Below are 23,969 nucleotides of genomic sequence, written 5' to 3' on the forward strand. Positions count from 1 at the left end.
GGGGTCAGCCGATTGTTCCGCGCTTGCCGCCGGTTTGCCCGCGATCAAGCAGAAGGTGATCGGCAAGAACGCAGGCCGCCATCGCTTCGGCTACGGGCACGGCGCGGATTCCGACACAGGGATCATGGCGCCCCTTGGTCAGCACCTCGATTTCCCGGCCGTCGGTGTCGATCGACCGGCGCGGGGTCAGAATCGACGAGGTGGGCTTGACCGAGAACCGCAGGACGATGTCCTGCCCCGAGGAAATACCGCCAAGGATGCCGCCCGCATGGTTCGACAGATAAAGCGGCGCGCCATCGTTACCCATGCGGATTTCATCGGCGTTCTGGGTTCCGGTCAGGCCGGCTGCAGCCATCCCCTCGCCGATTTCGACGCCCTTCACCGCGTTTATCGACATCATCGCCGCGCAAAGATCGGTATCAAGCTTGGCATAGATCGGCGCGCCCAGCCCGGGCGGAACGCCCGTCGCGACAAGCTCGACCATCGCGCCGACCGATGAGTTCAGGTCGGCCCGGATATGGTTCAGGTAGCGGGTCCATTCGTCCACGACGCCCGCGTCGGGCACGAAAAACGGATTCTGGTCGATCTGATCCAGATCAATGCGGCTGCGGTCGATGTGCTTTTCGCCCATCTGCACCATATAGGCGCTGATCCGCAGGTCGGGCACAAGCTGCGCCAGAACCGCGCGGGCGACGGCGCCGGCGGCCACACGGGCGACGGTTTCGCGCGCGCTGGAACGACCGCCGCCACGGTAATCGCGGATGCCGTATTTCAGATGATAGGTAATATCGGCATGGCCGGGCCGGAAGGATTTGGCGATGTCCGAGTAATCCTTGGATCGCTGGTCGGTGTTCTCGATCATCAACTGGATCGGCGTGCCGGTGGTGACGCCTTCGAACACGCCGGACAGGATGCGCACCCGATCCGGCTCTTGCCTTTGGGTGGTCATCTTGGACTGGCCGGGACGGCGCTTTTCCATGAACTGCTGGATATAATCCTCGGTCAGGGGCACGCCGGGCGGGCAGCCGTCGACCGTCGCCCCCAAAGCCGGGCCGTGGCTTTCGCCCCATGTGGTGACACGGAACATGTGACCGAAGGTATTAAAGCTCATCTGCGACCCCTTTTTGCCTGCAATACCCCCCGGAACGGGCGGTGTGAAGCCGCCAAGCATCTGATCGCCGCGCGGACGCCCGCCGGCGGTGGCGTGGGGCTTGCATCTGGTGCGGCGGCGATTATCCTTGCCGGACCTCGGGGTGCCCGGTCGGGCTGAGATGCGTTCGCGCGAACCCGCAGAACCTGATCCGGCTTGCACCGGCGGAGGGAAGGTCTGGCAACCTCTTCTTTCCGAAACCCGAAAAGTACAGGAGGATGCCGTGAAGCGCCTGATTGCAACCGCTGCCCTGACCGCCATGTTGTCGCTGCCCGCGATGGCGCAGGACAAACCCGTGCTGACCGTATACGCCCCCGAATATTTCGGGTCGGAATGGGGTCCGGGCCCCAAGATCGAGGAAGGTTTTGAAAAGACCTGCGCCTGCGATCTGAAATTCGAGCTGGTGGGCGAGGTTCTGCCCCGCCTGCTGATGGAGGGTGACAAGACCCGCGCCGACGCGGTGATCGGGTTGAATACGGATGTGACGGCGCGCGCCCGCGCCTCGGGCCTGTTCGCGCCGCACGGGCAGGACACCAGCGGGCTGACCATGCCGATCGCGTGGACGGACGACCTTTTCCTGCCCTTCAACTGGAGCGAGACGGCCTTTGTCTATGACGAGACCCGGCTGAAGAACCCGCCGAAATCGTTTCAGGAGTTGCTGGACGCGCCAGACGATCTGAAGATCGTCATTCAGGATCCGCGATCCTCGATTTCGGGGTTGGCGCTTTTGCTGTGGGTCAAGGCGGTTTACGGCGACAAATCGGCCGAAGCCTGGCAAAAGCTGGCCCCCAAAATTCTGACCGTGACCAAGGGCTGGTCCGAAGCCTATGGAATGTTCACGGATGGCGAGGCCGACATGGTCCTGTCCTTCACCACCTCGCCCGCCTATCACATCATGGCTGACAACGATCTGACCAAACATGCGGCGATCTTCCCCGAGGGGCATTATTTCATGACCGAGCTTGCCGGGCAGATCAAAGGCACCGATCAGCCCGAACTGGCCCAGAAATTCATGGATTACATCCTTTCGCCCGATTTTCAGGGCATGATCGCCGAAGCGAACTGGTCCTATCCCGCCAAACTGCCCGCCGATCAGTTGCCGAAGGTTTTTCAGGACCTGCCGCGACCCGAGAAAACCCTGTTCTATACCGAGGAAGAGGCCGAGGCGCTGCGTAAACCAGCACTGGAAGAATGGCTTCAGGCCTTGTCGCGCTAGGGGCGCCCAACCGCTGGCCGGGCATCTGCGTCGCCGCTTTGCTGGCGGCGCTGGTGCTTGGGACGCTTGCGGCGGTGGCCGCGGCGGCCGGCGGCTTGTCGGGCCTCGGGGTATGGGACTGGCGCGCGGTCTGGTTCACGATCTGGCAGGCGGCATTGTCCGCGACACTTTCCGCCCTGCTGGCGGTGCCGGTGGCGCGGGCCCTTGCGCGGCGCAGTTTTCCCGGGCGCGGGGTTCTGGTCACCCTTCTGGGCGCGCCCTTCATCCTGCCGGTGATCGTCGCCATCATGGGGCTGATCGCGATCTTTGGCCGCAGCGGACTTGCCAATGAGGCATTGCGTGCGCTGGGTCTGCCCGAATTGTCGATCTATGGCTGGCAAGGGGTCATTCTGGCGCATGTGTTTTTCAACCTGCCGCTGTCGGTGCGGCTGATCCTTCAGGGCTGGCTGGCGATCCCTTCGGAACGGTTCCGGCTGGCCGAAAGTCTTGGATTTGCTCCCGGTGACGTCGCGCGGCATCTCGAATGGCCGATGCTGCGCGCCGTGCTTCCCGGGGTCTGGCTGGCGGTTTTTCTGGTCTGCCTGACTTCCTTCACCGTGGCGCTTGCCCTTGGCGGAGGGCCAAGGGCCACGACCATCGAGCTGGCGATATATCAGGCGTTCCGCTTTGATTTCGATCTGGGCCGGGCGGCGACACTGGGGTTGGTGCAGGTGGCGCTGTGTCTGGCCGCGCTGGCCCTGACCGCGCGGATCACGGTACCGGCGGCGTTCGGTGCCGGGCTTGACGCGCGCCGCAGGGTGGCGGGTCCGGGGGGCGGCTATGTCATGGCGGATGCGCTGGCGATCGGCCTGGCCGCCGGGTTTCTGATCCTGCCGATGGTCTCGGTCATCGCGCTTGGGCTGCCACGCATCCCGGGGTTGCCGATGCCGATCTGGATCGCGGCCGGACGCTCGGTCGTGATGGCGCTGATCTCGGCGGCGCTGACCTTGACGCTGGGGCTTGCGCTGGCCTTGGCGCTTGCCGATCCGCGCCGGCGCTGGCGCGATCTGGCGCTGGAGGGCGCGGGCATGCTGCCGCTGGTCGCCTCGCCGCTTGTGCTGGGAACGGGGCTTTACCTGCTGTTGCGCGGTGTCGCCCGCCCCGAACAAATGGCGCTGCCGGTGACGGTGGTGATCAACGCGATCATGGCGCTGCCATTCGCGTTGCGGGCGCTTATCCCCGCCGCGCGCGAGGTCAGGGCCGATTATGGGCGGCTGGCGGAATCGCTGGATCTGCGCGGCCGGGCGGCGCTGAGGCTGCTTTGGCTGCCCCGGCTGGCGCGGCCGATGGGCTTTGCGGGCGGCCTTGCGGCGGCCTTGGCGATGGGCGATCTGGGGGTCATCACGCTGTTTGCCGATAACAACAACGCCACCCTGCCGCTGAAACTGTATCAACTGATGAACAGCTATCGTTCGGCCGATGCGGCCGCGGTGGCGGTCCTGCTTATGGTGATCTCATTCGCCCTGTTCTGGGCCTTTGATCAGGGAGGGCGCGTCAATGCCGGGCGCTGATGGGCTGAGGTTCGAGGCGGTTCACGTCAGTCTGGGCGCGTTTACCCTGTCGGCCGATCTGACCGTCGACAGGGGCGCGCGGGTCGCCGTCATCGGTCCGTCGGGGTCGGGGAAATCCACGCTGCTGGCGCTGGTATCGGGGTTTCTTCTGCCCGATCGCGGCCGGGTGATCTGGCGGGGTGAGGATCTGGGGCGGCTTGCCCCGGGGCGGCGCCCGGTGTCGATCGTGTTTCAGGATCAGAACCTGCTTCCGCATCTTACCGCTTTTCAGAACGTGGCGCTTGGGCTGCGTCCCGACCTGCGGCTTGATCGAAACCAGACGGATGAGGTGCAGGGGGCGCTTGCCCGCGTCGGGCTGAAAGGCTTCGGCGACCGGCTGCCGGCCAATATGTCGGGCGGCCAGCAAAGCCGGGTGGCGCTTGCCCGGGTGCTGCTGCGCCGCCGCCCGATCCTGCTGCTGGACGAGCCCTTCGCCGCCCTTGGACCGGCGCTGAAGGACGAGATGCTGGATCTGTTGACCGAGATTGCCGGGGAAACCGGCGCGACGGTGCTGATGGTCAGCCATGATCCCGACGATGCGCGCCGGTTCGCGCCCCAAACCATCGTGGTCGATCAGGGGGTCGCCGCGCCGCCCGTCGCGACCGAGGGGCTTTTGGCCGATCCGCCGCCGGGTCTGCGCGCCTATCTTGGGATCACCTGAACCGGGCGGGCGAAACCGCGGCCGCCAGCACCGGATCGACCGGGCGCCCGATCAACAGATCGGCCAGAAATGCCGCACCTCCGGGCGCGGACTGAAAGCCATATCCCCCTTGACCCGCATACCACACGAAGTCGGGTTGATCGGGATCGCGGCCATAGACCGGGCTGCCGTCGGGCGCGAAACTGCGCAATCCGGCCCAGTTCGCCAGCATGCGCGTTATCGGAAAGCGCGTCATCGCCTCATATCGCGCCAACCCCTCGGCCAGAATCATATCGTCTGCCCATGCGTCATGCGGCTCGGTCGGGTCGGCCTCGGAGGGCGAGACGATCAGCGCACCCGCGTCGGGTTTGGCGTACCATTCGCTGTTGGTGCCGATCCCGTGCAGCATCGGCCAGCGCGCCGGGTCCATGCCCTCGGGGGCGGGGATGCGCGCCATCGAGCGGCGATGCGGTATGATGTTCAGTGTCGCGATCTCGGCCATGCGCGCAACCGGATCGGCCCATGCGCCGGCGGCATTGATCAGTGTTCTGCCGCGAAAATCGCCGCCGGTGGTTTCGGCCGTCCATATGCCGCCCTCGCGCGCGATGCCGATGACGGGTTGACTGGTCAGGATCTGCGCACCTTGTTCGCGGGCCTGACGCAGATAGATCTGGATCAGCATGTCCGTGTCGATATCAAGCGCCATTTCCCCCTTGGCCGCGAAGCCGAGCTTTTCGGGATTCAGCGCCGGAAACCATGCGCAGGCATCGGCAATGGTGGTTTCCATCAGATCGAGTTTCGCGATCTCGGCCCTGAACTCGGTCTCTTGATCGGGGCGCGCCACCAGAAGAAACCCGCGCGGCGACAGTACGCCCAGCGAACGCAGCGCCGCCGCCGATGCGTGGCTGAGCGTCTTGATCGGGGCGGGTCCGTAATTCGGCTCATACATCGCGGCGGACCGGCCCGAGGCGTGATAGGCAAGCTGCGGCTCGCCCTCCAACAGCGTGACCGCGCCGTGCTGCGCAAGGCTTGCAGCGGCGGAAATACCGGCGATACCGCCCCCGATGATCAGAAAATCCGCGGTCATGCCGGGCAGATTGCCACGCGCCGCAGGTCAAGAAAAGACCCGCCTGCCGCGCCCGATACGATCATTCGGCGGTCGATCCGGCCCTGACGATCGTGCCGGCCATTTCGGACAATGCCCTGCACATCTCGACCACCAGCCGGGTGCATTCCGCCATGTCGGGCGCGTCGCGGGTATCGACCAGCGGGATATAGGGGATCGTCACCGCCGCGATTGCGGAGCCGTTGCTGACAAGGACCGGGGCGGACAGGTTGAATACGCCAAGCGTCTGGGCCGAGGGCATGGCTTCACAACCATCGCTGCTGATCCGGGCCAACCGTTCATCAAGGTCGCCGGGCGGGTCCTCGCCCGAGTCGCTTTGATATTCGGCGATCATCATATCGCGCTGTTCGGGCGTGCTGAACGCAAGCAGCACATGGCCCGAGCCGGTGTTGAACAGGTCGATATGCGAACCGACCCGCAGGCTGATGCCCCAATAGCCGGGCGCCTCCTGCTGGCCGACGACCACCACGCGACCGCGATCGAATACGGCAAGGTGGTTGGCCTGGCGTGTGCGCGCCGCAAGTTCGCGCATCAGGGGCGTGGCATAGCTGACCAGCCGCCGGATCGGCGTATGCATCTGGGCAAGCCCGAACAGCTTCAGCGTCAAGGCAAAGCGGTCACCGTCGATGCGCCGGACATAGCCGCGGCGCTGAAGCCGGTCCAGCATGCGGTAGAATTCATTCGGACTGCGATTCAGCGCCTGCGCGATCTCGGTCTGCGTCAAGCCGCCATCAATCCCGGCCAGAAGCTCCAGAATATCCAGACCCTTGTCGAGGGCGGGCGCGCGATACCGTTCTTCGTCCGACATCATCTCTCCGTAAAGGCGGTAATTCATATACGGTACAGCTACGATAATAGACACAGAATAGTTGACAGTGACCAGTCTCCAATTGATATATGAATAGACCGTTCATTGGCGGTCAGGCGTCGCGCGATCTGTCAAAACAATGTCCGAAGTTTCCGGCCGGGCTCGGTGTGGCCCGATGCCGGAAGGGCGGATAAGCCGCGCAAGATGCCCGAATGGGCGAAACGCGTAGGGGGGGGGAGACCTATGGCACGAATCGAACGCATTGATCTGGCAATTGTGGACCTTGCCCCGAAAGTCGAGCGCAGCGACGCCATTCAGAGTTTCGTCAGTCAGGAAACCCCGCTGGTCACGATCACCGACAGCGATGGGGCGAAGGGCACCGGCTATTCCTATACCATCGGAACCGGCGGCTCGTCGGTCATGCGGCTTTTGGCCGATCACCTGTGCCCCCGGCTGATCGGGCGCGACGCCACTCAGGTCGAGGCCATCTGGCACGAGCTGGAGTTCATGACCCACGCCACCACCATCGGCCCCATCACCTCGATCGCGCTCGCCGCCATCGACACGGCCCTTTGGGACCTGCGGTGCCGCAAGGCTGGGCTTGCCCTGTGGCGCATGGCGGGTGGCGCGCGCGATTCCGCGCCCTGCTACACGACCGAGGGCGGCTGGCTGCATCTGCCGGTGGAGGCCATTGTCGACGATGCCCTGCAGGCGCAGGCATTGGGCTTCACCGGGTCGAAGATCAAGATCGGGCGCCCGGTTCCGGGCGAGGATGTGGCCCGGATCGCCGCGCTGCGCGAGGCGGTGGGTGACGGGTACGAAATCATGACCGACGCCAATCAGGGCTTTGCCCGCGACACGGCGTTGCGCCGGGCCAAGGCCCTTGCGCCCTTCGATCTGGCTTGGATCGAAGAACCGCTGCCCGCCGATGACATGGCCGGCCATGTCGCGCTGGCCCAGGCCTCACCCATTCCGGTGGCGGTCGGCGAATCGATCTATTCGATCCGGCAATTCGCCGAATATGCCGCGCGTGACGCGTGCAGCATCATTCAGGTCGACGCCGGCCGGATCGGGGGCATTACGCCGTGGCTGAAGGTCGCCCATATGGCCGAGGGTTTCGACATTCCGATCTGCCCGCATTTCCTGATGGAACTGCACGTCAGTCTGGTATGCGCGGTGCAGAACGGGCGCTATGTCGAATATATCCCGCAACTGGACGACATCACCAACACCGGTCTACGGGTCGAGGGCGGCCGGGCCTTTGCGCCCGACGCCCCGGGGATCGGTATAGATTGGGACTGGGATGCCATCAACGGACGCACCGTCGCGGAATTCAGCAGCACAATCACCAAGGGAAGCTGAGCGGATTGCCGCGGCGTCCGGTCGGTCACGTTGAAAAGCCGGGGGCGAGCTCGTCGATTCTGTAACCGGCCAATCGGTTTCCGGTGGATTTGCTGGTTGTCGGATAGCAGCGCGCGAAACCGGCACCGCACGGGTGCCGATAGCGGTTGCGGCTGGCGACCGTTTTGTTGAGCAATGGGCCGGTGGTGCCGGAATGCCAGTCGTTTGCCACTATTCCGTCTGTTGTGACAAAAGCTAATCAATGCGGACGGTTCGCCGACCAGCGGATATGCACACGGCGCTGGCTTCGTTGCTGATCGGTGCCGCCGTTCGCGATCGCCGATAAGCTTACGGTGCTGCTCTCGGAACAGGCCAAGAGCGGCACGACCCCGGCGAACATTCGGGTAGTCGCTGCATCGACCAGACTATGTCCGATGCGATCTGTCGTGCCCCCATTATCGGTCGAAGCAACAAACCCTGTTCGCGGCGGGGACCAGTTTATTCCGGCACACCGCCGTGAAAGTTCGGCCGGATCATTCGGAAATCCCGTATCAAGGCCGACGCTCTGGTCAAACCGCCGCCCGATATAGAACCGCTGGCCTTTCATGCCCCCCCTGTCAGTTGATCACCAGTTCGGCGTGAAGCGCCCCGGCGGCATGGATCGAGCGCAGGATGTCGATCAGATCGCGCGGACTGACCCCCAAAGCGTTCAACCCCGCCACGACATCCGACAAGGACGATCCGCCATCGACCGGATAGAGACCGATGCCCGCCTGCTCTTCGATCGACGCCTGCGTCCTTGGGACGATGACGGTCTCACCCGGCGCGAAGGGGTTGGGTTGAGAAACCCCGGGCTCCTCTTTCACCCGAAGCGTCAAGCCCCCCTGACTGACCGCGACCCGCGAAACCCTTACATCCTCCCCCATGACGATGGTGCCGGTCCGATGGTCGATGACCACACGCGCCTTTGTCTGCGGCTCGACCGGGATGTTTTCGATCCGGCCGATCAGATGCGCGGGGCTTACATTGCCGAGAACCGAAAGATCGAGGCTGATCGTCCCCGCATCGGTCATCATCGCGATGCGTTTGCCGATGCCCGTGTTGATCGCCCGCTCAATACGCTCGGCCGTGGTGAAATCCGGGCTGCGCAGGGCAAGGCGCAACGAGGTCAGCCCCTGGAAGTCGAACCCGACTTCACGCTCCACACGGCCGCCGCTTGGGATCGCGCCGCTTGTGGGAACGCCCTGCACGACCACTGCCGCATCGCCGCCCGCCACCGCGCCGCTGGCAATAATGGACCCTTGGGCGACGGCATAAATATCACCGTCCGCGGCATTCAGCGGCGTCATGATCAAGGTGCCGCCCAGAAGGCTTTTCGCGTCGCCGATGGCCGCGACATTGACGTCGATCTGGCTTCCGGCGCGGGCGAAAGCGGGCAAGCTGGCGGTCACCATAACGGCGGCGGCGTTCTTGGTCCGGAACGCGGCATCGGACACGTTGACGCCGAGACGCTCCAGAACCCCCGCCATCAGATCCTCGGTAAACGGCGCGTTTCGAATGGTATCTCCGGTTCCATTCAGGCCGACGACGAGTCCGTACCCGACCAGATCATTACCCCGCACGCCGTCAAAATTGACCAGATCCTTGATCCGGACCGGGGCCGACAAGGCGACCTGCGGGATCAGCGCAAGGGCGACCAAAACTGCCCCGAGAAGTGAAAAAAGCGCCCTCATTTCAGATAATTCGCGAGGCTGAGGCGCGACAATCTTGCGGTAACGGCATAGACGGACTCAAGCTGTGTCTGCACCGTGGTAAGTTGCTGCGCGGTTTCAAAGGGGTCGGTTCCGATCAGGGTTGTCCGGGCGATCTTCAGGCTGGTTTCCTCGGCCTCGTTTCGGCGGCTGGCTTTTTCGATATGCTCTTCGATGGCGCCCAGCTTGCCCTGCTGCTCGATGATTCCGGTCCCCGCGTTCATGATCATGCGACCGGATTCGGCCGCGAGTTGCGCCTCCGCGGCATGCCCAAGCCCCAGGCTCCCATCGGAAATCAGGGATGCAACGGCCAACCCCTTGAGCAGGTTTTTGATATTGGCCGAGGCAGCCGTGAACGGAAACGCGACTGTCACGGTCGAACTCACCTGTTGCGACAGATATGACGAGCTGTCTCCCCTGAACGCCATGTCCAGAAATCCCGAGGAGCCGGCCGGCGCGTCAAACCAGTCGTCAATCGCCGAAACGACGTCGTCAACCGTGGCAAGCCCCGATGTCACCGAGCGCAACGCCGACAGAAATTCCGTTTTTCCGACGATCGGGGGGGCGTCGCTTCGGGTGCCGCCGAAAACATGGCGTCCGGCGACCTCGACGTTCAATTGCCCGATCACAACGTCCAGTTCTGCCGCCGCTGCCTGGGTCACCATTTGCACGGATTGCGGAGAGCTGCTGTTTCCGACGTCGATCAGGCCCGGAGCATGCCGAACGGTGATGTCCTGCATATTGGTGAAAGAGGCCTGCATTGCTTGCGCGATCAGCGCACCCTCGGCCAGTGACGATTGCTGCGCGGATATGGTGGTCAGCCGATTTTCCAGCGCACCAAACTGCATGAGGTTTCCGCCAAGATGCGCGCCGATATCGGATTTTATTCCGGTCGCGACCTCTCGGGTCAGGACGTCCAGACCGCGCTTCAACTGCGCGTTCGCCAGGTTAAGTTGATAAGAGCGGGACCTGTCGCCCGTCGTGATCGCGGTCATGTCTACAACCTCATCAGGTTTTGCAGCATTTCATCCGCCGCCTGAATCACGCGGGCGTTGGCGGCATAGGCTTTTTCCAGCTCAAGAAGGCGGGACATTTCGTAATCTGAATCAACGCCTTCAGCCATCAGAGAGCTGCGCACCGCAGAGGCCTGAGCCGCAGTTCGGGTTTCGCGGGCTTCGGACTGGACGCGCAGCGTGGATGCGCGGGATGACAGATCGTTCGCCTGCGTTGCCGCAGTTCCTGCCACAAGACCGCCGCCCACAGGTTGTGAGAGGGTCAGCGCATCTGCCAGTTTGTTCAGAATGGTATCGCTGCTGACATTGCCCGGAGAAGCCGCGTAAAGGCCGGCGCGAATGCGCCAGGCGCTTCCACCCGTACCGGCATCGACCGCTGCATTGATTTTCAGACGCGAGGCAAGGCCCACCGAATTCGCTGGGTAAAAGGCATCGCCGTTATCCGTAAACAATCCGGCCTGACCCGCGTTGAGCGTCGGGTCGACCGCCGGGCTACTGAATCGCGTGTAAATCGAGGCCGCATAGGCATCGACCTGTTTCTGGGCCGCGGCAGAACTCTGATCCCGGATCGCAAACAGCGATCCGATCAAACCACCTCCATAGAAGGATTTCGAAGCCGGGTTCACCTCGATCCCGTTTACCGTCAGCGTTGACAGATTGCCGGACTCGACCGTCATGTCGGCAGTGATCGTCGGGGTGCGTTGAAAGGCGAAGGTAGCGGGCTTACCCCCGTCGAGAAGTACGCCGCCCGACTCGGTGAAAAGTGCGATTTGTCCATTCTGACGAGGAATTTCCTTAATCGGAACGAAGGTGGAGATCTCGTCGATCAGCTTTTGCCTTTGGTCAATGAGCGCGGCCGCCTCGTCGTTATTGGACAAGCGCACGACGATCTGGCGGTTGAGGTCAGAGACACCGCGCAAGGCGTTGTTGAGTTGGTCGACGGTATCCCCGATACGGCCGTCGGCATCGGCCCGGGCAGATTGAATGCCCGCGCTGATCGCATTCAGCTTTTCGGTAATCGATTTGGCCGAGCCGGCCACCGATTCGAGCCGCAGATCGCTGTCGGGACGCGCCGCGGCAGAGGTTAATGCGGCCTGAAACCGGGTGATCTGATCGCTGAGTGACGCGCCATCACCGGGCAGCCCGTAAAGACCCTCCAGTTTCCGGGCGAAATCCCCCGCGGCTGTTGCGGCGGCGGCGTCCGCGCTGGCCGAGCGGTTGGCGGCGACAAGCGACATGGTCACAGCCCGCCGGATGCCATCGACCCGAACGCCCCCGCCGTTTGAAGACAATATGCGCGGCGATAGCTGCAGTTCGCGCCGGCCGTATCCGGGAGTAAGAGCATTTGCCAGATTGGACGATACCACCTCGACGCCGCGGGCCGAGGCGGTCAGTCCTGATAGGGCGTTCGATAGCGCGTTGGCGATACTCAACTGATGCTCCTCCGGTGATGCGGGCGCGGTGCCCGATCAGCGCTTGATGTTTGTGGTTTCCTGCAGCATCTCATCGACGGTCTGGATAACCTTGGCATTTGACGAATAGGCGCGTTGGGTTTGTATGAGGCTGGTCAGTTCGGCCGCGACATCGGTTGTCGAGCCTTCGCGCGCATAGCCGACCACCGAACCCGTGGGACCGTCGCCGGCATCCCACAGGAAGAACGAACCGGAGGTCGGCGAGACCTGGAAGGTTTGATTGTTCAGTGAGGTCAGACCGTTGGGGTTCGGCACATCGACCAGCGGGATCTGGTAGACGGTCCGGATGAAGCCGGTGTCATATGTGGCTCGGATGTATCCGTTTTCATCCACTTCAACCGCGGTCAGATTGCCGACCGGAGAGCCGTCCTTGGTGATATTGGTTTGTTGGAAGGTATCGGACAGTTGCGTCATGCCGTTCTGATCGCCGGGGCGACCGAGGGTGATGTCGATGGAGCCCTTGCCTTCCAGCACCGGAAGGGAAATCGCCCCGGTGGTGCTGTCATAAGCCGGAAAGCCGGGCGCAGGTGTCACGCTGACGATGGTGCCCCCGCCCGTCTTGCCATCGGAGAATGCCACCTCATACCGGCCGATAAGCGATTCGTCGGCGGTGGTTGCCGGGTCGTTCGGTGTGGCCGAGTCGCGAATTTCGACCGTCCAGGTATTGGTGCCGGTGCCCGCCACGCCGGATACGGTGGGCGTGAAGGTCACGCTTAGCAATTCGGAAGTGCCGAGGTTTCCGAAATACTCGATCGACGTCGGTATCGCGTCGCCGGGCTCGCCATAATCGGTCGCGGTTGCCGGCAGATTGACCCCGAGGGTCATTTTTGTGGTCGGGTCCGCGGCGGTCTGGTTCGCGTTGATGATGACCGGTTGCAACCCGCCCAGCGTATCGCGCGGCATGACCGGGATCGTGCCGTCGGCATTGGCCGGCCAGCCCAGCAAGACCAGCCCCGAATCGGTGCGCAGGACGCCATCGGCGTCGGGTCGGAAAGCCCCGGTCGTCGTCATCATCATCGGCTGCTTGCCCATGTCCCCGACGCTGACGCTTGGCGCCACCGGCAACATGCCGCGGCCGGAAATGGCAAGATCGAGCGGGTGAGATGTCGAGATCAGCGTTCCCCGTTCGTCGACCAATCGGCTGGTCGAGGCGCGGACACCGCCGGCCGAATAGACACCCGCGCCGCGCGCCTGATTGATCACCATGCCTTCAAAGTCCGTCGTCACCCGCTTGTAACCGAAGGTGCTGGAGTTCGAGATATTATCAGCGATCGTGGACAACCGCGTGGCATTCGCCGCAAGGCCCGAGACGCCTGCGTTCAGAGAAGAGGAAATGGACATTCCGATTTGCCTTTCAGCTACTGGTTCCGGGCATACTGATCCGGCAGGAGTTAAAATCCGGCTAATGCCCGGAGGAATTTTATCGAAGCATTATCAACTCGATACGATTATTCGCCGGATCCATGGGGTTGCCCGTACGGTTCCGACGATCCGCGAACCCCGTCACCCGCTGGATCCGCCTTTCGGGAAAACCCTTTTCCGTCAGAAGTTTGCGAACGGCATGCGCGCGGCCGTCGGAAAGCGGCCAGACCGGCGAATCCCGCATCATCTCGGGATAGCCGCGGACATGGCCCTGAATTGCGAGGTCATTCGGTACATGTGACAGGACCCGCTGGACGATCGCGATCAGCTCGCGCATCGCCGGGCGCGGTGTGGACGTGTCGGGATCGAACAAGGGGGCGTCGGTCAGGTCGGTAAGCTCGATCACCAGACCGTCATCGGTCATCCGGGTGACGACGTGCCGCAACAGATTGATGCGCTGCATCGATTCGGCGCCAGACCCGGTCAACTGGTTCTGCACGTGGCGCGCGCGTTCCTGAAACGAATCCGCCTGAGCTTTCTGCGTCATCGACGCGCTGACATTGACATTCGCGCCCGTATCCGGCGTGCCGCCCGTGCCGGTCGCGATATCCGATTGATTAGACAGCGGCGTTTCGCCCGCAAACTGATCCGTGCCGGACTGGCCGTTCGGGTGCTGAACGACGGTCGGATTGAAATAATCCGCAAGACCCTGTCGCTGCTTTTCGGTGGTTGCGTTCAGCAGCCACATCAGCAGGAAAAACGCCATCATGGCGGTCACGAAATCGGCATAGGCGACCTTCCAGGCGCCGCCGTGGTGGGCCGTCTCCTCGGCTTCGTTCCCGCGCCGGATGATGATCGGCGTTTTTGCGCCGTTATGTGCCATTCCAGCCATGCCCGAACCGGTGATTCTACATTTCGCTAGGGGATAGCAGACGCGGAATAACAACAAGTTAACGGCTAAAATGCCGTCTATTTTCCGCGCTCGGATCGGCAGGTCCGGTACGGAAACCGTAAGCCGCTTAAAGAGTTTTTTACCTTTGCATGCGAAGTCTTGGAATGATGTTCAGCGGCCGATATTCTGATGCGATGAAAGCAACGCCCTCGCCAGACCTGAAGACCGGAGCCGGGCTGATCGCATGCCCGCGCTGCGACGCATTATATGTCGAGGAAGAGCTGGCGGACGGTGAAAAGGCCAATTGCGCCCGCTGCGGGAAGCTGCTTGCCAACCCGCGAGAGGGTGCGTTCGTCCAGATCATCGCGCTTAGCTTCACCACCATGGTGCTGATGGTCGCGGCGGTATTCTTTCCGTTTCTGCAGATCGGGCGCATGGGCATCTCCAACGAGACCTCGATTTTCGGGGTGGCGATGGCGTTTTCCAATGGGGTTCTGTTGCCGCTGACGCTTGCGGTGCTGGCGATGATCGTCGGGCTGCCGGTCATCCGGGCCGCACTTGTGGTCTATACGCTTTGGCCGCTGGCGCGGGGCAGGCGACCGTGGCGCCATGCCGCCGTGGCCTTTCGGATGTCGCAAAGCATGAAGCCCTGGTCGATGGCCGAGGTGTTCGTGATCGGCACATCGGTCGCGCTGGTCAAGATCGGCGGCCTGGCGACGGTCAGCCTTGGGCCGGCCTTCTGGGCCTTCAGCGCGATGATTCTGGTGGTGATCACATCCGACACATTCACCAGCGCGGCAACGGTCTGGGACGCGATCGAGGATGCGACCGGTCAAACCGGGGAAGAGCTGATCGACCGCGACATGCCTGAACTGAACGCGGAACGACAATGATGCGTCATCCCGAGCCTCAGCCCCTCGCCCCGCCGGACCACGTCCCGATCCTGACCGCCCATCGCGCCGGGCTGGTCGGTTGTCGCAGTTGTGGTCGGGTCTGGCCCGAGGATGAGGAGATCTGCGATCGTTGCGGCGCGCACCTGTACCCGCCCGACCGCAGATCATTGCAATTCGTATGGGCGTGGCTGCTGGCCGGGATCATTTTCTACATTCCCGCGAACCTGTTTCCGATGCTGCGGACCGATACTTTCGCCGGGCTGAACGGCAACACGGAATCGACCATCGTCGGCGGCGTGTTCGAGCTTTTGAACTATGGAAGCTGGTTCGTCGCGCTGATCGTGTTCGTGGCGTCGGTGATCATCCCGATTTCAAAATTCGTGGCGATCGTCTGGCTGGCCCGCGTCGCCGGATATCCCGCCACCATCCGCGACGCGCACAAGCGTCTGAGGCTTTACGAAGTCGTTGATTTCATTGGGCGCTGGTCGATGATCGACGTGTTTGTCGTGGCGATTCTATCGGCGCTGGTGCAACTGGGCTTCGTGGCCAGCATCCACCCGGGACCGGCGGCGGTTTGTTTCGCACTCTCGGTTGCATTTACCATGTTATCCGCGCAAAGCTTCGACCCAAGATTGATCTGGCGCGGCCTGCCGCTAAGAGCCAAGAAGGAAAAAAAGGCAGAATGAGCGACCGCCCGGATCCCGACCGAGAGGCCGAAAACACGACTCGGTTCGAGCTTGCCCAACAGACCCCGGTCGTAACCCGGCCATCCAGCGGCAAGACGCGGCGCAACGCCGTGTCGCTGATCTGGCTGGTGCCGATTCTGGCCCTCGCGGTCACGCTGGCCGTCGCTTGGAACATCTATGCCGGCCGGGGCGAGCTGATCGAGGTCGAGTTCACCGACGCCACCGGCATCACCCCCGGCGAGACCTTGGTCAAATTCCGCGAAATATCGGTCGGCAAGGTCGAAAGCGTCAGCTTTTCGCCCGACCTGACCAATGTCGTGTTGCGGCTGCGGATCGACCCCGATGTCTCGCAATACATAGATTCAAAAGCCGAATTCTGGATCGTGCGCCCGCAGGTGTCGGCGCAGGGGATCTCGCGTCTCGATACGGTGCTGACCGGCGTGTTCGTCGAGGGGCTCTGGGACAGCTCGATGAGCGGCGAGCCGCAGGATCACTTTGTCGGCCTCGACCGGCCGCCGCTGGACCGTTCCGGTGGGACCGGCACCTGGATCGTCCTGTCCTCGCCCGACGGCGAAGGGCTGCGCGAGGGGGCGCCGGTGATGTACAACGGCCTCGAGGTCGGCCGGATGGAAAATCTGCGGCTGGCGGCGGACGGGCAGGCGGTGATCGCCGATGCGTTCATCGCCAGTCCGAACGATGCGCAGCTGAGCACCTCATCGGTGTTTTGGGACACGTCGGGCTTTTCCGTGTCGCTTGGGCCGCAAGGGGTTGCGCTGGACGTGACCTCGGTCGCCTCATTGCTGCAAGGCGGCGTGCAGTTTGCCAATCTGACCAGTGGCGGTCAGCCGATCAAGGGCGGACACGTATTCCCCGTCAGCCCGACCAAGGCCGATGCGCAGGATTCGATTTTCGGACCGGACAAGACCAACGACCTGTCGATGAACCTGTATCTGGACGGCTCGGTCCGCGGTCTTAGCAAAGGCGCCGAGGTGCAATATGAAGGGCTGCCGGTGGGGCGCGTCACCAACCTTGCGGTTCATGTGACCGACTATCCGGACGGTCGCCCGCGCCTTGTACAGCAGCAGGTGACGATCGCGGTATCGCCGCAGCGTCTGGGCATGTCGGACAAAGCCACGCCCGAGGAAACGCTGGAGTTCCTGAGCGCGCGGGTCGATCAGGGGCTGCGCGCGCGGGTGGCGAGCTCGGGCCTGCTGGGCACCTCGCTGATGATCGAGATGGTGACGCTGCCCGATGCACGGCCACAGACGCTGAACCCGACGGCAAAGCCGTTGCCGATCTTTCCGACCGTGCCGGGCGATCTGACCGACTTCACGGCCTCGGCCCAGGGTCTCATGTCCAAGATCGGCAGCCTGCCTCTGCGTGAGACGCTGCAATCGGTCTCGAACATGATGGATTCGGTGACGGCGATTGCGAACTCGCCCGATACCCGCGCGATCCCGGGGGACCTGCGCAAGACGCTGGACGACGCCAACGCGACGGTTGCCGATATTCGCGAAATGGTCGCCGAGCTGAAGCAGCAGCAGATGGCGGCGAACCTTTCCGATACTTTCGCACAGGCGAAAGACCTCACCGCGCAACTGAATGCGGCGGCTGAAAAACTGCCGGCGATACTCGATTCGATCCAGAAGGTCAGCGACGCCGCCGCGCAGGTCGATCTTGCCGCGATCGGCCAAAAAGCCGACGGCGCCCTGACCGATCTGCGCGGCGTGATCGGCACGCCCGAGGCCAAGGCATTGCCGGCAAGCATTCAGACGGCGCTGACCGAGTTCCAGACAACCGCGGCCGAAATCAAGGCGCTGGCGGCTGAGCTGAAAGCCTCGGGCGCGATGACCAAAGTCGGCACGATGGTGGATGAGACCACGACCGCCGTTCAGTCGGTGCGCGCCGCCGCCGAGAATATCCCGGCCATGGTCAGCGACATGTCTGAGGTGGCGAACAAGGCCAAGCAGATTGATTTCGCCGGAATCGGCAATCAGGTCGAGGGCATCGTCAACGACCTGCGCACCATGCTGGGGACCGAGGACGCCAAGCAACTGCCGCGCAACCTGTCCGACACTCTGGCGGCCGCGGCGGGGCTGCTGAACGAGTTGCGCGATGGCAATGCCGCCGGCAGCCTGAACGACGCGCTGGCCTCGGCACGCACCGCGATGGATGAGGTTGCGGGCGCCGCGCGGCAGCTTCCGGCGGTTCTGGCGCGGATCGACAGCGTGGCGACGACCGCGACGACGGTGCTGAACGCCTATGGCGAGCGGTCCAATTTCAACGCCGAGGCCATCGGGGCGATGCGTGAATTGCGCCGCGCGACCGCATCCTTCGGATCCTTGGCCCGTATGATCGAACGAAACCCGCGCGCCTTTATTTTGGGACGATGACCATGTTTCGCAGCTTCATTTTGATGACCGTGATGGCCGCAATTCTGGCCGGATGCTCCAACCCGGAAAAGACCGGGCGTTATCTGATCGACCCGCCCGACAGCGGCAAACGCCTTGCCAACCGGCTGGGCACGGCCGAGTTGCGCGACGTGTCGCTTCCGGAATATGCTGCCGGGCAGGAGGTCGCGTGGCAGACCCCGGACGGCGCCGTCCGGTCGGTTCCCGACCAGCTTTGGGCGGATTCGCCGCAACGGGCGTTCACGCTGACGCTGGCCGGCCGGATCTCGGATATTTCGGGCGCGACCGTTATCGCCGAGCCCTGGCCCCTTGGCGCGCCGCCCGACCGCCGGCTTGAGGTCCGGGTCGAAAAGGCTTTGGCGGGGGCGGACGGGATGTATCGGCTGGAAGGGCGGTATTTCGTGTCCAACAGCAGCTATACCAGCGGCAATGACCTGACCCGCAAGTTCAACATCGTGGTACCGCTTGGGGCCGAGGGGCCGGGCGCGATCGCGCGGGCGCAGTCGAATGCGATCGGCCAGCTTGCCGACCAGATCGCGCGGCTGGCCGGGCCGGGCAATTCTATTCCTTCTGGAAACGCCCAAACTGACCCGCTGCGAACACCAGCAGGTGATGGGCTGGACCCGATACTGTAACCCGCGCCACCCGACCCACCAGAATCGAGTGATCGCCGCCGGGATGGACCGCCTCGGCCGCACAGTCGAAACGCGCCGCGACACCGGGCAGAATCGGCGTTCCAAGCTCGCTTTCGGTGATCTCGAGCCCCGCAAACCCAAGACCGCCGCGCGTGAAACGCTGGGACATTGACAGTTGATCGGCGGTCAGGACATGCACCGACCATGCATCGGCCGAGGCAAAGGCATCGTGCCGGGTCGATGCTTTGGCCGGGGCCCACATGACCAGCGCCGGGTCCAGCGACAGGCTGGTAAAGCTGTTGACGGTCATCCCGATCGGGCCTTCGGCGACCCAGGCTGTGACCACGGTGACCCCGGTCGCAAAGCGGCTCAGCGCCTCGCGATAGGTGCGCGCCTCGGCCGTGGCCGGATGAAAGGTGATCTCTTCCGCCAGCCGATCACGGGCTTCGGGGGGCAGGTTGCTCATCCCGGAAAACCCGCCTGACGGATCATCGGTGTGGCGTGGATCGCATGAAGATAGGACATTTCGGCCTTTCGCCCCGGCATGATGCGCAGGATAGAAAGCCGGGCGGCGGGTTTCAACCAAGCAGCGGACGGCGCCGGCCTAAACGGGCGCCAGATGATGCAGCAGATTTGCCTGGGTTGCCGGGCCGGCGACGATCATCCCGTCGATACGCGCGGTGGGGCCGTTGAAACGCATCGCATGTCCGTGCCGATCGGTGACCTTGGCCCCGGCTTCTGCCGCGATCAGCACGCCCGCCGCTATGTCCCATTCCCACGCCTGCATCAGCGTCATCACCGCGTCAAACCGCCCCTCGGCCACCAGACACAACCGCCACGCGATCGAGGGCCGAAACTCACGCCGGAACGGCGGAACCCGCCGGTCGCGCCAAAGCGCGGGGTCCATGTTGGGGCGCGAGATCATTACCGTTGCGCCGTCGAGCCGCCCGGGATCGGTGACATGAATTTCCACGCCGTTGCGCATCGACACCTGACCGGCCACGGCCGTGAACAGGATATCCTGCGCGGGCAGATAGACCACTCCAACCTGCGGCCTGCCATTGCGGACCACGGCCAGCGAATGGGAAAAGCCCGGCTCGCCGGCCAGAAAGGCGCGGGTGCCGTCGATGGGGTCGATGATGAAGCAGGATTCCGCATCCAGCCGGGCGGCATCATCCGCGCTTTCCTCGGACAGCCAGCCATAGGCGGGGCGGGCGTCGCCAAGAAGCGCGGCAAGATAGTCGTTCACGGCCAGATCGGCCTCGGTCACCGGCCCGGCGCTATCGTCCTTTTCCCAGGATTTCGGCGCGTTCCGCCAATATCCGAGCGCGATTTCGCCAGCACCCCGCGCGGCCCGCGTCAACAGCGCGAGATCGTCCAGATCGGCCCCGGCCGCGCCCTCTGCCTCAGGCGCCCGCAACCGTCATCCCTTCGACCAGAAGGCTTGGCACGCGTTGTCCGGTCCAGCGGCGCGCATCATTGGCGGGGGTGATCCGCATCAGCATCTCGCGCAGGTTTCCGGCGATGGTGCATTCGTTGACCGGCCAGGCGATCCGGCCATTCTCGACCCAGAACCCCGATGCGCCGCGGGAATAATCGCCGGTGGTGGCATTGACCGACGCCCCGAGCATCGAGGTGACCAGCAGCCCCCGCCCCATCTGCGCAATCAGCGCCTCGGGGGTCGCATCGCCCTGGGTCAGTGCGATGTTGGAAAATCCGGGCTGCGGCGGCGAGGAGGTGCCGCGAACCGCCGAGGCGGTGCTTTGCAGACCCAGCTTTCGCGCCGTCGCCAGATCCAGCGTCCACGTGCGCAGAACCCCGTCCGCCACGATCTGTCGCGGCCCGGTTCGCAAGCCTTCTACGTCGAAATGCCGCGACAGCGGCATGCGCGGGATCAACGGGTCCTCGGTCACGGACAGGCCGGCCGGCAGCACGGCCTCACCCATGGCATTGCGCAGCCAGCTCGCCCCGCGCGCGATGGCCGCCCCGTTCGTCGCCGCCAGAAGATGCGAGATCAGCCCACCCGCGACGCGTTCGTCGTAAAGGATCGGAAAGGCGCCGGTGGGCGGGCGGCGCGCCCCGGCCCGTGCGACGGTACGCTGCCCGGCAAGCACGCCGACCTCCTCGGCCGGGGGAAGATCATCCGCCCAAATGCGCGATTCCGACGCCCAGTCGCGTTCCATACCCAGGCCTTCACCGGTGATGGCGACCGCCGACAGGGAATGGCTGGACCGGTTCAATCCTTGCTCCAGCCCGTTCGTTCCGGAAATCCACATCCGCCGCCGGCCAAAGCTGGCGCCCGCGGATTGAACCTGCGTCACGCCTTTGACCGACCGGGCGGCCGCATCCAGCCGAAGCGCCAGATCCTGCAAGGCGGATGGCTCGGGTTCAGGGCCGATGTCGCACAGCTCCAGATCGGTGAACGGCGGCTGGGCGAGCTGATCCGGATCGGCAAGCCCGACATAATCGTCGACCGGGGCCTCTCGGGCCATCGCCACCGCCCGCGCGGCCATTTCTTCGAGCGTGCGGACGCTTGTATCCGCCGCCGAGACCATCGCCTGACGGCCGCCGATGATCACGCGCAGGCCGATCTCGATCCCTTCGGCGCGTTCGGCATGCTCAAGCTGGCCGTCCCGCACCTCAAGACTGATCGATTGACCCTCGATCGCGACGGCGTCGGCTTCGGTCGCGCCGTGATCGCCGGCGTTGCGCAAAAGCGTTTGGGTAAAGGATTGCAGCCTGTCCAACGATGAGGTCATCCTTCGCGGCCTTTCAGTATATTTCGCCCGCAGCGACGGGGTCGGCCAATGCCTGTCTTGAACCAGTGCTGGCCGTAAGCCAGCGCGCGCCATGAAAATGGGGCCGGAGAAATTCCTCCGGCCCCATGGGATATGTTACGGCATTACTTCAGTTGTTGGCCATTGGCGAAGATCTGGCCGCCTTCCTTGAACTCAAGGGTGGTGGTCAACTGATCATCGCCGGCGGGTTTGGTGAACATGGCCAGCATCATGCGGGTACTGGCGACCTGATCCTGCGGCATCAGACCCATCGCGACCAGCGTATCCATCAGCTTGTTGATGCCGTCGAGCTGGCCTTCGATTTTGCCGATTGGGGTTTCAAGCGTGCCGCCTTCCGGGGCTGCCAACTCACCCGTCGCGGCGATCTTCGCGCCGACGGCGTCGATGTTGAACTTGTTGATGGTCACCGTGCGAACGTCCGGCATGTCTTCGGCCGGCATGCCTTCCTGATCGTCGGTCATGCCGTCAGCGGGCGTGGTACCGTCGGAGGGCGTCGTGCCATCCGCGGGCGTCGTGCCGTCAGCGGGCGTCGTGCCAGCGGCCGGCGCGTCGGATCCGCCTGCTTCGGCCTTTTTCGCCTCTTCGAGGAAGGCGGGGCTGAACAGACCCTCTTTCAGTTTCACCGTGCCCGAGACGTCGATATCGACGTTGGCGGGGTCGCGCGGCAGCTTCTTGGACGGATCAAACAGACCCCAGACGCCGTCGTCGATCACCAGCCCGGCCAGCTTGTATGTCACTGCAAACGGCGATGCGGAATCGCCTTCCGTCTTGAGCAGCGGGAACTTGATCGAGCCGCCGCCTTCGGCAAGCTTGTAGCCAACCGGCGTCGGCAGGCCCGGAACGGTGCTGCTGAACGTCCCGTCCTTGACCGAGCCGGTATAGGTCAGGCCTTCCTTGCTGATACCACCGTCCAGCGACAGCGCGCCGAAGGCCGAAGTCATATCGACCTGCTGCGGATTTCCCTGTTCATCCTTCGACTGGGCGTTGATGGCGAAATCGCCGGTGCCCGTGGTCATCGCCACCATAGCGGTAAGCCCGGCTGATACAGCGGCGTTCATGTCCTCGACATCGACGCCCGCAGGCGTGGTCTGGTCGCTTTTGACCTTGATGTCGGACATGGTGCCCGTCACCTTGACCTGATCGCCCTTTTCGTTCGGCGGAACCTCGAGGTTGACGGCAAGGCTGGCCACCTGACCCTCACCCGCCATCTTGGAGCCGTCGGTCTTGTCGACGGTCCCGGTCGCGGTGATATCGGTGAATGTCATCGTCCCCTTGGGCGGGGCGTCGGTTTTGCCTTCGGTCTTGACATCATTCAGGACCACGCCGATCTCGGCCGCCTTGACGTCATAGGTCAGCGCCTCGATAGAACCCGAGAACAGGACCTCGGATTGCTTTTGGGTCACGTCCATGTCGATTTCGACGGTCTTGCCCTCGGCGTTCTTGGCCGAGATCTTCAGATCCGCATCGGACGAGGTCATCCGCACCTTGCCGTCGCCGGTCTGTTCCAGCGTGACGGAAGGCAGGGCCATGGTGAATTTGGGCTCGTCCGATTTCGAGGTGAAAACCACCTCGGTCAGTTCCAGCTTGCCCGAGGCATCGCTGCGCGAACCTTCGGTCACGGTGACGCCCTGTTCGGCATAAAGCTCGGTCCAGCGGGTCCACAGCTGGTCCGGCGTCAACTCGGCCATGGCCGGCCCGGAAAGTGCTGCGACAAGCGCGGCGACGGACGATCCGACGGCAAACTGTCGACGGTTGCGGATAAGCGACATACTCATTCCTTTCGAATGGCGAGATTACGAGTCCGGTTGACGAGACTTGTCCCATACAAGCCCGTCAATGCCAAGCCACGCCATCCCCACAATCTTCTGACGGATACGTGATTCCCAGGGGTGCACCCCCGGCTCAGCGTCGCGTCAGTTCAGCGCCCCGTGCAGCGCATAGCGGCCGTCGTTGAATTCACCGAACATGTCATGCACTTCGGGATGCTCGACCGGCTCGCCCGAGGGGTCGGCGACAAGGTTCTGTTCCGAGACATAGGCGACGTAATAGGTGGTCTCGGCTTCGGCCAGCAGGTGGTAATAGGGCTGATCCTTGGACGGGCGCGAATCCTCGGGGATCGACTGATACCACTCCTCGGTATTGCCAAAGCTGGGGTCGACATCGAACACCACGCCCCGGAACGGGTG

Annotated in this window: 23 protein-coding genes and 1 riboswitch; of the genes, 8 read left to right on the forward strand and 15 right to left on the reverse strand. The window is 63.7% G+C overall.

All coding sequences use genetic code 11. The annotated features are described in order from the left end of the window. Nucleotides 1-4: 4 nt before the first annotated feature. Nucleotides 5-1,111, reverse strand: a complete 1,107-nt coding sequence (gene aroC / locus ACFSCT_RS02725; protein WP_379139951.1) for a chorismate synthase — start codon at nucleotides 1,109-1,111, stop codon at nucleotides 5-7. 128 nt (nucleotides 1,112-1,239) lie between these two features. Continuing rightward, a riboswitch (TPP riboswitch) is annotated at nucleotides 1,240-1,340 on the forward strand. 33 nt (nucleotides 1,341-1,373) lie between these two features. Between aroC and ACFSCT_RS02730 the strand changes: the two genes are divergently transcribed. Genes ACFSCT_RS02730 through ACFSCT_RS02740 form a run of 3 tightly spaced genes read left to right on the forward strand, consistent with a single transcriptional unit; the run spans nucleotide 1,374 to nucleotide 4,616 of the window. Next, the gene (locus ACFSCT_RS02730; RefSeq protein ID WP_379139953.1) at nucleotides 1,374-2,366 is read left to right on the forward strand and encodes a thiamine ABC transporter substrate-binding protein; all 993 of its coding nucleotides are present in this window, start codon (nucleotides 1,374-1,376) and stop codon (nucleotides 2,364-2,366) included. After that, nucleotides 2,342-3,916, forward strand: coding sequence for an ABC transporter permease family protein (locus ACFSCT_RS02735; RefSeq protein ID WP_379139955.1), 1,575 nt, complete (start codon nucleotides 2,342-2,344; stop codon nucleotides 3,914-3,916). The genes ACFSCT_RS02730 and ACFSCT_RS02735 overlap by 25 nt, the downstream gene beginning before the upstream one ends. Then, nucleotides 3,903-4,616 (forward strand): thiamine ABC transporter ATP-binding protein, encoded by a 714-nt coding sequence (locus ACFSCT_RS02740; protein WP_379139956.1) that lies wholly within the window; start codon nucleotides 3,903-3,905, stop codon nucleotides 4,614-4,616. The genes ACFSCT_RS02735 and ACFSCT_RS02740 overlap by 14 nt, the downstream gene beginning before the upstream one ends. On the opposite strand, the gene ACFSCT_RS02745 is transcribed toward ACFSCT_RS02740, so the two are convergent. After that, nucleotides 4,609-5,682 carry an NAD(P)/FAD-dependent oxidoreductase gene (locus ACFSCT_RS02745; protein WP_379139958.1) on the reverse strand — a complete coding sequence of 358 codons (1,074 nt, stop codon included), beginning with the start codon at nucleotides 5,680-5,682 and terminating at the stop codon, nucleotides 4,609-4,611. The two genes, ACFSCT_RS02740 and ACFSCT_RS02745, sit on opposite strands and share 8 nt — an antisense overlap. Nucleotides 5,683-5,743: 61 nt before the next feature. Further along, nucleotides 5,744-6,556: an IclR family transcriptional regulator gene (locus ACFSCT_RS02750; protein WP_379139960.1), complete on the reverse strand. Its 813-nt coding sequence runs from the start codon at nucleotides 6,554-6,556 to the stop codon at nucleotides 5,744-5,746. Nucleotides 6,557-6,772: 216 nt separating this feature from the next. Here ACFSCT_RS02750 and ACFSCT_RS02755 point away from each other — a divergent pair, with 216 nt between their 5' ends. Then, nucleotides 6,773-7,891, forward strand: coding sequence for a mandelate racemase/muconate lactonizing enzyme family protein (locus tag ACFSCT_RS02755; protein WP_379139962.1), 1,119 nt, complete (start codon nucleotides 6,773-6,775; stop codon nucleotides 7,889-7,891). Between the two features lie 25 nt (nucleotides 7,892-7,916). Here ACFSCT_RS02755 and ACFSCT_RS02760 read toward each other — a convergent pair whose 3' ends face one another. From ACFSCT_RS02760 to ACFSCT_RS02790, 7 genes are all read right to left on the reverse strand, one after another. Then, the gene (locus ACFSCT_RS02760) at nucleotides 7,917-8,102 is read right to left on the reverse strand and encodes a hypothetical protein (RefSeq protein WP_379139963.1); all 186 of its coding nucleotides are present in this window, start codon (nucleotides 8,100-8,102) and stop codon (nucleotides 7,917-7,919) included. A 27-nt stretch (nucleotides 8,103-8,129) separates the two neighbouring features. Continuing rightward, nucleotides 8,130-8,477 (reverse strand): hypothetical protein, encoded by a 348-nt coding sequence (locus ACFSCT_RS02765; RefSeq protein WP_379139964.1) that lies wholly within the window; start codon nucleotides 8,475-8,477, stop codon nucleotides 8,130-8,132. 10 nt (nucleotides 8,478-8,487) lie between these two features. After that, entirely contained in the window at nucleotides 8,488-9,603 is a 1,116-nt protein-coding gene (locus ACFSCT_RS02770) for a flagellar basal body P-ring protein FlgI (protein WP_379139966.1), read from the reverse strand. Then, the gene (locus ACFSCT_RS02775; RefSeq protein WP_379139967.1) at nucleotides 9,600-10,616 is read right to left on the reverse strand and encodes a flagellin; all 1,017 of its coding nucleotides are present in this window, start codon (nucleotides 10,614-10,616) and stop codon (nucleotides 9,600-9,602) included. Before ACFSCT_RS02775 ends, ACFSCT_RS02770 begins: the two co-directional genes overlap by 4 nt. Nucleotides 10,617-10,618: 2 nt before the next feature. Continuing rightward, on the reverse strand, nucleotides 10,619-12,067 hold the full coding sequence (flgK, locus tag ACFSCT_RS02780) for a flagellar hook-associated protein FlgK (RefSeq protein WP_379139969.1): 1,449 nt from the start codon (nucleotides 12,065-12,067) through the stop codon (nucleotides 10,619-10,621). A gap of 36 nt (nucleotides 12,068-12,103) precedes the next feature. Then, a complete protein-coding gene (locus ACFSCT_RS02785; RefSeq protein WP_379139971.1) occupies nucleotides 12,104-13,447 on the reverse strand; it encodes a flagellar hook protein FlgE in 1,344 nt (447 codons plus the stop codon). Between the two features lie 79 nt (nucleotides 13,448-13,526). After that, nucleotides 13,527-14,360, reverse strand: a complete 834-nt coding sequence (locus ACFSCT_RS02790) for a flagellar motor protein MotB (protein WP_379139973.1) — start codon at nucleotides 14,358-14,360, stop codon at nucleotides 13,527-13,529. A 194-nt stretch (nucleotides 14,361-14,554) separates the two neighbouring features. Between ACFSCT_RS02790 and ACFSCT_RS02795 the strand changes: the two genes are divergently transcribed. From ACFSCT_RS02795 to ACFSCT_RS02810, 4 genes are read left to right on the forward strand one after another with little or no spacing between them, the layout of a single operon-like run. Further along, nucleotides 14,555-15,253 (forward strand): paraquat-inducible protein A, encoded by a 699-nt coding sequence (locus ACFSCT_RS02795; RefSeq protein ID WP_379139975.1) that lies wholly within the window; start codon nucleotides 14,555-14,557, stop codon nucleotides 15,251-15,253. After that, nucleotides 15,250-15,939 carry a paraquat-inducible protein A gene (locus ACFSCT_RS02800; protein WP_379139976.1) on the forward strand — a complete coding sequence of 230 codons (690 nt, stop codon included), beginning with the start codon at nucleotides 15,250-15,252 and terminating at the stop codon, nucleotides 15,937-15,939. The genes ACFSCT_RS02795 and ACFSCT_RS02800 overlap by 4 nt, the downstream gene beginning before the upstream one ends. Next, nucleotides 15,936-18,332 (forward strand): MlaD family protein, encoded by a 2,397-nt coding sequence (locus ACFSCT_RS02805; protein WP_379139978.1) that lies wholly within the window; start codon nucleotides 15,936-15,938, stop codon nucleotides 18,330-18,332. The genes ACFSCT_RS02800 and ACFSCT_RS02805 overlap by 4 nt, the downstream gene beginning before the upstream one ends. A gap of 2 nt (nucleotides 18,333-18,334) precedes the next feature. Further along, nucleotides 18,335-18,985 (forward strand): PqiC family protein, encoded by a 651-nt coding sequence (locus ACFSCT_RS02810; RefSeq protein ID WP_379139980.1) that lies wholly within the window; start codon nucleotides 18,335-18,337, stop codon nucleotides 18,983-18,985. Here ACFSCT_RS02810 and ferA read toward each other — a convergent pair. The 5 genes from ferA to hspQ form a co-directional block, all read right to left on the reverse strand. Beyond that, nucleotides 18,912-19,451: a flavin reductase FerA gene (gene ferA, locus ACFSCT_RS02815; protein ID WP_379139981.1), complete on the reverse strand. Its 540-nt coding sequence runs from the start codon at nucleotides 19,449-19,451 to the stop codon at nucleotides 18,912-18,914. The genes ACFSCT_RS02810 and ferA overlap by 74 nt on opposite strands. 138 nt (nucleotides 19,452-19,589) lie before the next feature. Beyond that, on the reverse strand, nucleotides 19,590-20,405 hold the full coding sequence (locus tag ACFSCT_RS02820) for an inositol monophosphatase family protein (protein WP_379139983.1): 816 nt from the start codon (nucleotides 20,403-20,405) through the stop codon (nucleotides 19,590-19,592). Beyond that, nucleotides 20,392-21,744, reverse strand: a complete 1,353-nt coding sequence (locus ACFSCT_RS02825; protein ID WP_379139985.1) for a TldD/PmbA family protein — start codon at nucleotides 21,742-21,744, stop codon at nucleotides 20,392-20,394. Before ACFSCT_RS02825 ends, ACFSCT_RS02820 begins: the two co-directional genes overlap by 14 nt. 143 nt (nucleotides 21,745-21,887) lie before the next feature. Then, the gene (locus tag ACFSCT_RS02830) at nucleotides 21,888-23,558 is read right to left on the reverse strand and encodes a DUF2125 domain-containing protein (RefSeq protein WP_379139987.1); all 1,671 of its coding nucleotides are present in this window, start codon (nucleotides 23,556-23,558) and stop codon (nucleotides 21,888-21,890) included. A gap of 138 nt (nucleotides 23,559-23,696) precedes the next feature. Then, nucleotides 23,697-23,969, reverse strand: a 273-nt coding sequence (gene hspQ / locus ACFSCT_RS02835; RefSeq protein ID WP_379139988.1) for a heat shock protein HspQ, incomplete at its 5' end; no start/stop codon positions are given.

This window comes from Paracoccus pacificus (genome assembly GCF_042680785.1).
Classification (GTDB): Bacteria; Pseudomonadota; Alphaproteobacteria; order Rhodobacterales; family Rhodobacteraceae; genus Paracoccus; species Paracoccus pacificus.